Here is a 13,169-nt window from a genome sequence, read left to right as displayed (position 1 = left end):
GGATTATGCCATAGGAAACGAATAAGTAACTGTTCGTTTTTCACTTAAAGAATTGCTTTATGAAATTCATTCAAATAAATTGAAATGGATCTGTGTGGACTGTTGATGGAAAGATGTTGATGGCATAACCCTTTTCCCTGGACAACCTTGTTAAAACAGTCGCGGTTCCCTGCTTCATCACTTTTTCAACATTATGACCGGGATCGACTATGTTAAGGCCCATCATCATTGCATCATGAGCAGTATGGTAATACATGTCCCCGGTCACATATACGTCTGCCCCTTTAAATTTGGCCTGATTGATATATTTATTGCCGTCACCGCCGAGCACGGCTATTTTCTTGACTGTCGTATTCAAGTTCCCGACCACACGGACTGCCGGCACATCCAGGACCTTTTTTACATGATGAGCAAACGCTTCTAATGTCGTCTCTTCTATGTAACCGACCCTGCCAAGCCCAAGCAGCTCACCTTTATTGTCCATAGGATAAATATCGTAGGCCACTTCTTCATATGGATGGGCCTTCAGCATTGCACCCAGTACTTTTTTTTCAATTGTCTCCGGATAAATCGTTTCAATCCTCGCCTCCGTCACTGTCTCTAGGGTTCCATGGCGGCCGATATGCGGATTAGTGCTGGCACCAGGCAAGAATCGGCCTGTGCCGCTGCTTGAGTATGAGCAGTGGCTGTAAGCGCCGATTGCACCCGCTCCCGCTTTCCCGACTGCTTCCCTGACGTCTGCCGCATTTTCTTCAGGTACGAACACGACTAACTTTTTCAATTTGTTCTCATATGTTGGAAAAAGCAGTTCCGTGTTTTGCAGACCAAGTGCTGCAGCGAGCATATCATTCACACCGCCGCTTGCAACATCCAGATTGGTATGGGCCGCATAAACAGCAATCTCGTGTTTAATCAGCTTTTCGATCACAGCACCCTGATAAGTATCTGTTGCGATTTTCTGGAGCGGGCGAAAAATGAGCGGATGGTGGGCGATAATGAGCTGGACACCCCTGTCGATCGCCTCATCAACGACTTCCTCCAGTACATCGAGCGCGATCATCACGTTTTCGACAGGTTTGTTCAGCCTGCCAATCTGGAGTCCGACTTTATCCCCTTCCATTGCAAGGCTCTTTGGCGAGAATGTTTCAAACAACTGAATAACCTCAAAACCATTGACTTGTTTCATTTTTTCAAAACCCCCTCTACAATTCTGATTTTCTCAAGAAGCTCCTGCTTTTTTTTGGATGTTTCCCTGTTCTCGTCCGCTTTTTCGAGCTGTATTAAAATCCGTTCCCAGTTATCCCGTTCAGAAATCCATTTTTTACGGAAAACATCATTTTGCTTTGACATTAAGATCGGGCCGAGCAAAAGACCGCCTTCGAATGACTCGCCGTAATAGGAACGCGGATCACCTTGTTCCGCTGCCAATATTTCATAGATTTTTCCGTCTTCTTCTAAAATTTTTTCATCGACCAGCTTCCAGTCATGCTCCATTAGCCATTTGCGAATCGAAATGGCACCGATGTTCGGCTGGAGGATAAGGCGCTTAACCGCCGGAAGCTTTTGTTTGCCTTTTTCCAATATCGAAGCGATTAACGTTCCACCCATTCCGGCGATTGTGATGCAATCAACCTCACCCGGAGAGATAACATCAAGTCCATCGCCTTTGCGTACGAAGATATTATCGGATAATCCCTCCTCGTCTACTTGCTTTTTTGCCGATCGATATGGTCCTTCAGCCACCTCGCCCGCTACCGCAAATGTAACGATCCCCTGCTGAACAGCATGGCACGGCAGGTAAGCATGGTCAGAGCCAATGTCGGCAAGCCTGCTGCCTGCAGGGATATATTGTACAACTGCCTTTAAACGATCTGATAGATTCTCGGTATTCATGAGTCACCACATTAATATAGTTTTTTTGAATGAATTTCATAAAGCAATTCTTTAATTGAAAAAGCGAACAGTTATGTAAAAATTAAGATAGTATTCGTTTCGTACGCATGATCCTGTTTATTTAGACACTTCATTCGTTTTTCGGTTTAACTTATCACATTGTGAAATTGACTCCTCTAGTATAAAAAAAGTCCTTCACAGATGCAAAGGACCATTTTTCATTATTTTATTTTATACCTGCGAGCCATTCAGCCATTGCTGGTGCCTGGTCTTGAGCAACAAGACCGGGTGGCATATTGCCTTTACCATTGACTACGATATCAGCAATTTCTTCCTGGGACAGCCTGTCGCCTACACCCTTCAATGCAGGGCCTGCTCCACCTTGGTAGTCGCCGCCATGGCAGCCAATACAGCTTTTTTGGTAGATTTCTTCCGGGTTTGCTGAAGCAGTGTCTGCTTGTTCTTCGCCGCCCTCAGCTTTATTCGCCATTTCTTCAGCATCGCCGAGGCCTTTAACTGAAAGAAAGAACATTAATGCAATCCCCAAAACCGCGATAAGAGCAAATGGAATAAGTGGGTTCCGATTCATGATTTTACCTCCCTTATGTAACAACATCTCAGTTTAATATTATCGTATACAAACAATTTCTATTTTACTTTAAAATTGCTGAGAGGAAAAGCCCTAAAGTAAACTTTGTCACTCGATGTTCTTAAATTCGACAAAATAAAGGCCTATAGACAAATGTTTTCTCTACAGGCTGGATTGAAATAAGCATTTACCCTGGATATTCAACAGCCGATTGTTCTCGCAATCACGAGCCTTTGGATTTCGGATGTGCCCTCGCCAATCTCGGTCAGCTTCGCATCTCGCATATAACGTTCAACATGATATTCCTTCATATAACCATAGCCGCCGTGTATTTGTACGGCCTGATCGGTCACTTCCATGCTGATTTCCGAAGCATACAGCTTGCACATCGAAGCCTCCTTCGTGAACGGCCTTCCGTTATCCTTTAGCCAGGCCGCTTTGTACACCATATTGCGGGCAAGCTCAATTTTCATAGCCATATCGGCCAGTTTAAACTGTATCGCCTGAAAGGCTGACAGGGAGCGGCCAAATTGCTTTCGCTCATGGGCATATTGCAGAGCTTTATCATAGGCAGCCTGGGCAATTCCAACCGCCATTGCCCCAATCCCAATCCGCCCTCCGTCCAGAGTCATCAAGAATTGTTTAAATCCTTCTCCTCTATTGCCGAGCAAGTGCTCAGTCGGAACACGCACGTCTTCCAAGACAAGTTCCGTTGTATTCGATGAATGCAAGCCCATTTTCTCATAATTGTCGATCACTTTAAAACCTGGTGCGTCTGTAGGCACAATAATCGCACTGATTTCTTTTTTTCCGTCCTGTTCACCCGTGATCGCCGTTAACGCCAGATGTCTGGCATAGCTGGCATTGGTAATATAGCATTTGTTTCCATTGATCACAAATTCCCCGTCTTTTTCAACTGCCGTTGTTCTCGTCCCCCCTGCATCGGACCCGGCATTGGGTTCGGTTAAGCCAAATGCCCCGAGCGTTTCGCCTGTGCAAATTGGAACGAGGTATTGCTGTTTTTGTTCCTCTGTCCCGAATAAGTATATTGGAGCCCCACCAAGCGATATATGCGCCGAATACGTAATTCCCGTTGAACCGCAGGCTCGGCTCAACTCCTCGGTTACAATCGCAAAACTGACCGTATCTGCGCCTCCTCCGCCATACTCCTCAGGAAAGGGCAAACCCATCATCCCCATGTCGGCCAGCTTTTTAAAAATAGATTCCGGAAATTGTTTATTTCGGTCCCGTTCAAGAGCTCCGGGAGCGACTTCTTCTTCTGCGAATTCCCGGATTGTTTTACGGATCATTTCCTGTTCTGAAGTTAAATCAAAATTCATTGAACTTCCCCCTTGCAATTTTTGAATACGCTTACATCACTCTTATTATAAAAGGGAAATATGAATTTTCACAACATTTTAAAATTTTTATAATAAATTATTATACAAAAATAGATATAATAATGATCGCCGCTCCTAAAATACCGGCTAGGCAGAAATAAAGAAGCTTTAGTTTCCAGCCAGTAAAAATCCAGAGCAAACAGTTTGCCGCACAAATGATATAGAGAATTCCGTCGCGGTTTGGCGCCAGCACCGACGCCCCTTCCACAGACAATAAAAGAAATATCAGGGCCGAGACAATTAGAGGCACTTGAAATGAAATCCCTTTTCTGGAAAAATAGAAAACAGCCAACAGGCCGGCAATGATAAAAATTCCGCCAAGAGCCATTTGCAAAATGAAAGACAATTCAGTAAAATAAATGACAAATATAAAAATTGGAATGAGAAGGAAAATTGCAATGTTTGGAAAATGTGATTTTAAGGAAGCTATTCTCTGTTTATTTTTTTCGACCGGGCGATTCCCTTCCGTATATAGCGTCAAAAGGTAGTTGCAGTATTGTTCAGGAAGCAGCCTGTTTTCCTTCCAATACAAAATCTCTTTAACAATCGTGCTTTTGCGATTTTCATTCATTTATTGTACACTTCCTAACATCTGCTCCTATTGCAACCGGAAGCATATTGTAAAAAAAATAGTTTACTTCCATTGTAAGAAGTAAACTACTTTGTGACAATCATTTATTTTTCAGATTGATTATTCCAGGAAATCCTTCAGCCTTTTGCTGCGGGATGGATGGCGAAGTTTGCGCAGCGCTTTCGCTTCAATCTGGCGGATCCGTTCGCGCGTCACGCCAAACACTTTCCCGACTTCTTCGAGTGTCCGGGTGCGCCCGTCATCAAGCCCGAAACGGAGGCGCAGTACATTTTCTTCCCGGTCTGTCAGTGTATCCAGCACGTCTTCAAGCTGCTCCTTGAGAAGTTCGTAAGCAGCATGCTCTGAAGGAGACGTTGCATCCTGATCTTCAATGAAATCACCAAGATGTGAATCATCTTCCTCACCGATTGGTGTTTCAAGTGAAACAGGTTCCTGGGCGATTTTTAAAATTTCACGAACTTTATCCGGAGTGAGATCCATATCTTCCGCAATTTCTTCCGGTGTTGGTTCGCGGCCAAGGTCCTGAAGCAACTGGCGCTGGACCCGGATAAGTTTATTGATTGTCTCGACCATATGAACCGGAATACGGATCGTTCTTGCCTGATCCGCAATTGCACGCGTGATCGCCTGGCGAATCCACCATGTTGCATATGTGCTGAATTTAAAACCTTTTCGGTAATCGAATTTTTCAACAGCTTTAATTAAACCCATATTTCCTTCTTGAATCAAGTCAAGGAAAAGCATTCCCCTGCCGACATAACGCTTGGCAATACTGACTACAAGACGGAGATTAGCTTCAGCAAGACGCCGTTTGGCTTCCTCATCACCCTGCTCGATTCGCTCTGCAAGAGATATTTCCTCTTCAGCGGAAAGCAGGTCGACACGGCCAATTTCTTTTAAATACATGCGGACAGGATCATTGATCTTTACGCCCGGAGGTACGCTGAGGTCATTTAAATCAAATTCCTCATCACCTTTTGCTAATTGCTGTATATTCGGGTCGGCATCCTCACTGTCTCCGACCAGCTCAACTCCTTGTGACCCAAGGAGTTCATAGAACTCATCCATTTGATCTGAATCGAGCTCAAAGTTTGACAATCTTTCCGCTATATCATCATAAGCTAATACACCGGTCTTTTTACCTACTTCCGTTAACTGCTCTTTTACTTGTTCCAGGGTCATATCTGACTCGACCTCTTTCGAACGGGCTGACTTTTCAGCCATATGTCCCCCTCCTTCCAAAATCACCAAACACTTATCTACACTATTCGGATCTATAAAGACTTTCGCAACTGGATAATTTCCATCGCGATAGCGGCTGCTTTTGCAAAATCTTTTTGGCGATCTGCTTCCTTTTCTTGCGCCTCTTTTTCTTTTATCATTAACATCTTTTGATAATTCAACACCTGTTTGATATAATCAGACATTTCCTGCTGGCTGATCTCTTCATTGATAGACATCATTTCAATGTCCGCCACAAGCCTTTTCAGCTTCGGGTCTTGAAGATAATTTAAAAATGCGCCTGGATCAGGAGCTCTCCCGTCCTCATAATAGCCAAATAAATACGTAATAATTGCTTGATGTTCATCAATATTAAATGAACTGCCTGCAAGCCGCTCCTGCACTTTATAAGCCACATCACTGCTTCTGAGCATGTGGGCAATCAGCCTTCTTTCAGCGGTATGATAAGCAGGCTTCAACTGCTCGGTTTTCATTGCCCCTGCCCACTTTTTCGCGGGCTTTTCAGCGCTCTTACTTGTTGTTTTGCGGTTTTCAACCCGGGTATACTGCTGCTGCTCCTGCATTAAGGCATCGAGAGACAATGAGAACTCTGATGCAAGCTGGCGCAAATAATGATCCTTTTCGACCGCTTTGTCAAGGCGGCTTATTTCCTTTACTACTTTTTCGATATACTGGAGCCGATCTCCTTCATCTTGAAGGTTTTTCCCTCTCCGATAATACAGAAGCTTAAAAGACATGAACGGAATACTGGCCCCTATTACATCATTTCGAAATTTATCAGCACCAAATTTCTTGATATAGTCATCAGGGTCCATACCGTCAGGCATTTGTGCTACTCTTATGTAGCTTCCTGCCGCGGACAGGGCGGTTGCTGCCCGAAAAGCAGCTTCTACTCCAGCATTGTCAGCATCATAACAAATGATAACCGATTGGACATTCCGCTTTATAAGAGTAATATGCTCATCAGTGAGCGCTGTGCCCATCGTTGCTATTCCATTTTCGACGCCTGACCGGTCTGCAGCTATGACATCAGCGAACCCTTCAAACAGAACGGCTTGCTGAAGCTTCCGAATACTCGGGCGGGCCAGGTGAAAATTATATAAAATTTTGCTTTTATTAAAGATTGCCGTCTCGGGACTATTCAAATATTTAGGCTCATCGGCCCCTAGTGATCTCCCGGAAAAAGCAATCGTATTTCCGTTTTTATCCAGTATCGGAAACATAATTCTGTCCCGAAAACGGTCAAAGTAGCTGCCATCCTTTTCCCTTTTAATGATTAAGCCGGCTTTCTCCAGCAGAGCGGTGGAAAAACCTCTTTTCGCCAAAAACTTATAAACGAAGTCCCATGTGCCGAGCGCATAACCCACCTCGAATTTATTGATGGATTCGATCGTAAATCCCCTGCCGAGCAAGTACTCAAGGGCATGCTGACCGTCTTTTGTGTTTACAAGCAAATGATGATAGAATTTCCGTAATAGCTCATGGGCTTCGATCATTTGTTGGTTCTCTTTCGAAACCGGTTTCCCTGCTGACACTGCAGACAGATCAAGTTGAAGGTCAATATTCGCTCTATCAGCGAGTTTAATCGCAGCCTCCATAAACGTCAATCCTTCTGCCTCCATCAGAAACGAATAGGCATTTCCGCCAGCCCCGCACCCAAAACAATGGTATATTTGTTTATCGGGCGAAACGGAAAATGAAGGGCTATTCTCACCATGAAAAGGACATAAGCCGAAATAATTGCGGCCTTGCTTTTTCAACTGAACATAATCACTTATGACATCAACAATATCAACCGCTTGCCGTATCTCATTTAATTTTTCTTCGGCAATTCGTTCTGCCATGATGAGTGCATCTCCATTTAACTGAATGAATTTTTCATAAAGCAATTCTTTAACTGAAAAACGAACAGTTTTTTTAAATTAAGATCGTATTATTCATTTCCTATGGCATACTCCTGTTTATTTAGACAGCTTCATTCGTTTTTCGGTTTAGCTTATTACATTGTAACTTTACTCAACTATTAGATATTCTTGAAAAATCAACGAATCCCTGCAAATTTCGACAAAATGTTTGTCAGCTGATGTACAAATCTCGATCTGTCCTCGTCCGTGTATGGTTTGGGACCTTTACCATAAACACCGCGCCTGCGCGCTTTGGCGGAAAGATACCGCAGATCAAGAGCCGTATCAATATCCTTTTCTTCAAATAAAGTTCCCCGTGGTGATAGTACATAAACCCCCATACCGAGCAGGGTCGATGCGAGACCGATATCCTGGGTCACCGCAATATCACCCTTTTTCACATGATTCATGATGTACAAATCTACAGCTTCCTTTCCTGCATCAACGTACTTCCAGACAGCATGGCCATTGTCCCGTTTGACATGGTTATAGGAAGCGATGAAAATTGCCTCGACTGAGAAAGAAGCTGCGATTTCGACAATTTCCTGTTGAACAGGACACGAATCTGCATCCACAAATAAATCAGGAATGCCCATTTTACTAGTAATTCTACATCCCCCCGGATATTCCTTCTTTCTTTAAACAACTTTCTAAAATGGAAATGTGTCGAATATTTTTTGACTGGTTTTCTTGACATCTGACAATAAATAGTTTATTCGTTCAGATTGAAGTCTAAACCTAATCATGTGCATTTTTATCACAATTTTTTATTATAGTATAGAAATGTTCATTTTTCCATTAATATTACTTGAAAAATAAAATAGAAATAAGCCTGGATCGAAAACCATAAGAAAAGCACTTATCAAAATAAGTGCTAATTCACGGAGTTTTTCTTTTGAAAAAGATTCAGAATCATATTTGCAGTCTCTTCTACCGCTTTGTTTGTGACGTCAATGATCGGACAGCCTATTCTATGCACGATTTTGTCAAAGTAGACCAGTTCTGCTTTAATCCGTTCAATATTTGCATAGCTGGCTTCATCATTTAATCCGAGTGAACGCAGGCGTTCCCTGCGAATATTGTTCAATTTCTCCGGACTAATTTTTAAACCAAAGCACTTATCCGGGGAGACATAAAAAAGTTCTTCCGGAGGATCCACCTCAGGCACAATCGGGACGTTGGCGACTTTAAGCCGTTTAAGGGCCAAGTATTGCGAAAGCGGTGTTTTTGATGTTCTCGACACACCCACCAGAACAATGTCTGCTTTTAAGATCCCACGCGGATCCCTGCCGTCATCATACTTTACGGCAAATTCGATCGCCTCAACCTTTTTAAAGTAATCTTCATCAAGCTTGCGGACAAGACCAGGTTCATATAAAGGTGTCTCTCCGCAAATCTGCTGGATGCGGTCCATCAGCGGACCGATTATGTCGAATGCATAAATGCCCTCTTTCACCGTCACCTCCTGCATATATGCCCTGATCTCAGGCTTGACGAGTGTATAGGCAATCATTCCTTGATTTATTTTCGCTAATGTAATTACTTCATCAATATTCGTCTTCTCTTCCACATACGGAAAACGTTTTATTGTAACGTCGCTGCCGTTGAATTGGCTGATTGCCGCTTTTGTAACGAGTTCAGCCGTTTCTCCAACGGAATCGGATACGACGTAAATAATCGGCAAATTACCCATTTCTTAAATCTCCCCTTTGTCAATCATGAGCAAGCGAAACGAACGCTTTTGTAATATTTGTTTTCGTAATCCGCCCGGTTACTTCAAATCCCTGCTCGGTTTCTTTCACGACCGGCAAAGCATCAATTTGTTTATCAATAAGAACTTTTGCGATGTCAATCAAAAGGTCCTCTTTATGACACATTGTAATGTTTGGCATCCTCGTCATGATGATGTGGACTGGTATGCTCGTCAGCTCCTGCTTGCCAATGCTGGCCCTGAGCAAGTCCTTTCTTGATAAGACACCCATTAAAATGGACCGTTCATCGACAACAAACAGAGTTCCGACATCTTCAAGGAACATCGTACAAATTGCATCGTAAACAGAAACATTTTCGTTTACTACAACCGGAATCGACTGGTAATCCTTCACATAGAGTTTCTTGAGATTTTCAGTGAGCAACTGCGTCCCCGATTTTCCTGTATAAAAATAACCCACTCTTGGCCGGGCATCCAAAAACCCCGCCATCGTTAAAATTGCGAGATCGGGCCTTAAGGTTGCCCTCGTCAGATTTAATTGATCGGCAATATGCTCGCCTGTGATCGGGCCATTTTCTTTAACTATCTCCAATATTAATTCTTGCCGTTTATTCAGTTCGATTTTTCTCACCGCCTAGCATTCCTGTAAAATAGCCGTTCTTTCTATTATGCTTGTAGCTGCTGGACTGGAACGCATTTTTATCTTACGTCCAAAGCAATAATGACATACTTTTATAGAAATATTATATACCATTTATCGAAAATAGGAAGAACTGATTATGATCAAAAGCAGAAAAGCCTGTCGCAACAGGACAGACTCTTCTACTTTGGAAGTCTATTTTACGATGATCTCATTCATTTTCGCAAAATTGTTGATAAGCCGGGCCAGCTTGCCCATTAAAGCTAAGCGGTTTGCACGAATGGTTGGGTCATCCGCCATGACCATTGTATGGTCAAAATAATCATTAATCGGATCCCTTAAGGAAACAAGCATTTCGAATGCTTCCTCTTCTCCTTCGTTGAAATCTATTTGCTGTGAGGCTGTTAAATAGCTTTGGAACAACGTTTTTTCGTATTCATTTTCAAACAGTTCACGTTGAACGTCACCATCAGCATTTGCTTTGCTAGCGATATTCAAGACACGGCTAAAGGCCTCGATACTTTCTTTAAAGTAGGGCGCGTCTTTTTTCCGGTCAAGAATTTGAGCTTTTCTGACGAGCGACGCCGGAGCGCCAATTTCCCCGCCCAGGACTGCCTCAATTAGATCGTAACGAATGCCCCGCTCCTGGAGCAAATGTTTAATGCGCAGCTTGAAAAATTGGACAAGCTCGCTGAATAAACCTTCTCTGCCCTCATCAGAATGATTTGCTTTCATGTTGAGTTGAAGCGCTTCATAAAGGAATTGCTCAAAAGAAATCCGCCAATCTTTGTCAATCAGCGTTTGGATGATGCCGGTTGCCTGCCGCCTTAACGCATACGGATCCTGGGAACCGGTCGGCAATTTGCCGATGCTAAAGAATGAAACGATTGTATCAAGCTTATCGGCGATCGCAAGCACTGCACTTACATTTGCAGCAGGAGTCCGGTCTTCAGCATTGCGCGGCATGTAATGCTCATTAATGGCAGCGGCAACCTCAGGCTGCTCGCCTTGTTGCAATGCATATTTTTCACCCATCGTCCCTTGTAATTCAGGAAATTCATAGACCATTTGCGTGACAAGGTCAAACTTGCAAATTTGTGCAGCCCTGTCTGCTGCCTTACGATCACGCTCAGTCAACTCAAGCATGTTTGCCAGTCGATTGGTAAGCTCTCTGACTCTGTCAACTTTGCTGGCAAGAGTGCCTATTTCTTCGTGGTAAACAATCGAATCAAGTTTTTGCAGCGCTGTTTCAATCACGAGCTTTTGGTCCTCCCTGAAAAAGAACGCTGCATCCGCCAGCCTGGCCCGCAGAACCTTTTCGTTTCCCTTTGCAACCTGCTCAAGATGCAGATGATCCCCGTTCCGCACTGTTACAAAGTAGGGAAGAAGGTCACCGCTCGGCGACTTTACTGGAAAATAGCGCTGGTGTTCCTTCATTGACGTGATTAACACCTCTTCGGGCAGCTCGAGAAAGGCCTGCTCAAAATGGCCAAATAACGCTGTTGGATACTCAACAAGGTTATTAACCTCTTCCAACAAATCTTCTTCAATCGGAATCGTCCACTGCTTTTCCTCTGCAATCCGGTTAATCTGGCTGACGATCGCCCGTTTTCTTTCCGTTGCATCGGCGACTACAAACTGGCTGAGTATCGCTTCAGCATATTCAGCAGGGGATGAAAGGCTGATCTCTCTGCCGAGAAAGCGATGTCCGAACGTTTTGTTCCCTGAGACGGCCCCGGCAATCGTCATTGGAATCACTTCATTACCAAACAGGACAACAATCCATTTAATCGGCCTGACATATTTTAAGTCTTCGTTTGCCCAGCGCATGTTTTTCGGAAATGTTAGACTTGTGATCACCTGTTTTAATTCAGGGAGCAACTCTGCTGTTTTCCGGCCTTTTGTAAACTTTTTGACGTGAGCATATTCGACACCGTTAATCTCTTTAAAATAAAGATCATCGACGCTTTTGCCCTGGCCGCGAGAAAATCCTTCCGCCGCTTTCGTCCATTCCCCTTGATCGTTCACAGCAATCTTTTTTGCTGGCCCTTTTGCTTCTTCATGAATATCCGGTTGTGCTTCGTCAAGATTTGTTATGAAAAGAGCGAGGCGGCGGGGAGTCGAAAACGTTTTTACTGTATCAAAGTTAATTTTTCTCTCTTCCAGCCATGCCTGAACTTTTGCGGAAAGCTGATTTACCGAGTCTGTAATAACCCTGGCAGGCATTTCTTCAAGGCCAATTTCGAGCAATAAATCACGTTTATTCACTTTTTTCACCACGTTTCTGAGTTAAAATCGGGAAGCCGAGCTTCTCCCGTTCTTCATAAAATGTTTTGGCAATGTTCCTCGCCAGATTCCGGCAGCGGGCGATATAGCCTGTTCTCTCTGTTACGGAAATCGCACCGCGCGCATCAAGGATATTAAAAACGTGTGAACATTTCAATACATAGTCATAAGCAGGGTGTACAAGCCCTTCATCCATTTGGCGGTGCGCTTCTTTTTCATAAATATTGAAAAGGTTGAAGAGCATGTCAGGATCGGATGTCTCAAACGTATACTTTGAATGCTCGTATTCGGGCTGAAGAAAAATGTCGCGGACAGTAAAGCCTTCCGTCCATTCGAGGTCAAAGACATTTTCCTTATCCTGAATATAGGAAGCAAGCCTTTCGATTCCATAAGTAATTTCAACAGAGACAGGTTTGCACTCCAGTCCGCCGACTTGCTGGAAGTAGGTAAATTGCGTGATTTCCATCCCGTCAAGCCACACTTCCCAGCCAAGTCCGGCGCAGCCCAGCGAAGGGTTCTCCCAGTTATCTTCAACAAAACGGATATCATGCTCGAGCGGGTTAATGCCTAGTGCTTTGAGTGACTCAAGGTATAGTTCCTGGATATTGTCGGGAGAAGGCTTTAAAATAACCTGGAATTGATGATGCTGGTACAACCGGTTTGGATTCTCTCCGTAACGGCCGTCAGCAGGACGCCGTGATGGTTCTACATAAGCGACACTCCAGGGCTCAGGCCCGATCGCTCTCAGGAATGTGTAAGGGCTCATCGTTCCCGCTCCCTTTTCCACATCATAAGCTTGCATCAAAATACAGCCTTGGTCGGACCAATGTTTTTGCAATGTCAAAATCATGTTTTGAATGTTCATAAGCCACCTCTTTCTGTAAAATTTCGTATTTCCCACACCATTTTCGG

The 13,169-nt window shown here is 43.8% G+C and carries 12 protein-coding genes; all 12 read right to left on the bottom strand.

Translation table 11 applies throughout. The features are described 5' to 3' along the window. Positions 1-70: 70 nt before the first annotated feature. Positions 71-1,186: a Nif3-like dinuclear metal center hexameric protein gene (locus CU635_RS02460; RefSeq protein ID WP_101575585.1), complete on the bottom strand. Its 1,116-nt coding sequence runs from the start codon at positions 1,184-1,186 to the stop codon at positions 71-73. Continuing rightward, positions 1,183-1,893: a tRNA (adenine(22)-N(1))-methyltransferase gene (locus CU635_RS02455; protein ID WP_101575584.1), complete on the bottom strand. Its 711-nt coding sequence runs from the start codon at positions 1,891-1,893 to the stop codon at positions 1,183-1,185. Before CU635_RS02455 ends, CU635_RS02460 begins: the two co-directional genes overlap by 4 nt. A 226-nt stretch (positions 1,894-2,119) precedes the next feature. Continuing rightward, a complete protein-coding gene (gene cccA / locus CU635_RS02450) occupies positions 2,120-2,482 on the bottom strand; it encodes a cytochrome c550 (protein ID WP_101575583.1) in 363 nt (120 codons plus the stop codon). A gap of 200 nt (positions 2,483-2,682) precedes the next feature. Beyond that, the gene (locus CU635_RS02445) at positions 2,683-3,822 is read right to left on the bottom strand and encodes an acyl-CoA dehydrogenase (RefSeq protein ID WP_101575582.1); all 1,140 of its coding nucleotides are present in this window, start codon (positions 3,820-3,822) and stop codon (positions 2,683-2,685) included. 100 nt (positions 3,823-3,922) lie between these two features. Then, positions 3,923-4,453: a hypothetical protein gene (locus tag CU635_RS02440; protein ID WP_101575581.1), complete on the bottom strand. Its 531-nt coding sequence runs from the start codon at positions 4,451-4,453 to the stop codon at positions 3,923-3,925. Positions 4,454-4,573: 120 nt separating this feature from the next. After that, positions 4,574-5,698: an RNA polymerase sigma factor RpoD gene (gene rpoD, locus CU635_RS02435; protein ID WP_101575580.1), complete on the bottom strand. Its 1,125-nt coding sequence runs from the start codon at positions 5,696-5,698 to the stop codon at positions 4,574-4,576. 50 nt (positions 5,699-5,748) lie between these two features. Then, entirely contained in the window at positions 5,749-7,560 is a 1,812-nt protein-coding gene (gene dnaG, locus CU635_RS02430; RefSeq protein ID WP_101575579.1) for a DNA primase, read from the bottom strand. 197 nt (positions 7,561-7,757) lie between these two features. Next, entirely contained in the window at positions 7,758-8,216 is a 459-nt protein-coding gene (locus CU635_RS02425) for a YaiI/YqxD family protein (RefSeq protein ID WP_101575578.1), read from the bottom strand. A 278-nt stretch (positions 8,217-8,494) separates the two neighbouring features. Next, positions 8,495-9,313, bottom strand: a complete 819-nt coding sequence (locus CU635_RS02420; protein WP_101575577.1) for a pyruvate, water dikinase regulatory protein — start codon at positions 9,311-9,313, stop codon at positions 8,495-8,497. 19 nt (positions 9,314-9,332) lie between these two features. Beyond that, the gene (gene ccpN / locus CU635_RS02415; protein WP_101575576.1) at positions 9,333-9,962 is read right to left on the bottom strand and encodes a transcriptional regulator CcpN; all 630 of its coding nucleotides are present in this window, start codon (positions 9,960-9,962) and stop codon (positions 9,333-9,335) included. A 204-nt stretch (positions 9,963-10,166) separates the two neighbouring features. Beyond that, a complete protein-coding gene (gene glyS / locus CU635_RS02410; protein ID WP_101575815.1) occupies positions 10,167-12,239 on the bottom strand; it encodes a glycine--tRNA ligase subunit beta in 2,073 nt (690 codons plus the stop codon). Further along, entirely contained in the window at positions 12,232-13,122 is an 891-nt protein-coding gene (gene glyQ, locus CU635_RS02405) for a glycine--tRNA ligase subunit alpha (protein WP_101575575.1), read from the bottom strand. Before glyQ ends, glyS begins: the two co-directional genes overlap by 8 nt. Positions 13,123-13,169: the final 47 nt, after the last annotated feature.

It is taken from the genome of Bacillus canaveralius (assembly GCF_002860125.1).
Classification (GTDB): Bacteria; Bacillota; Bacilli; order Bacillales; family Cytobacillaceae; genus Bacillus_BJ; species Bacillus_BJ canaveralius.
The sequence above is the reverse complement of the archived record's forward strand: the minus strand, read 5'-3'. Positions and strand labels throughout refer to the sequence as shown.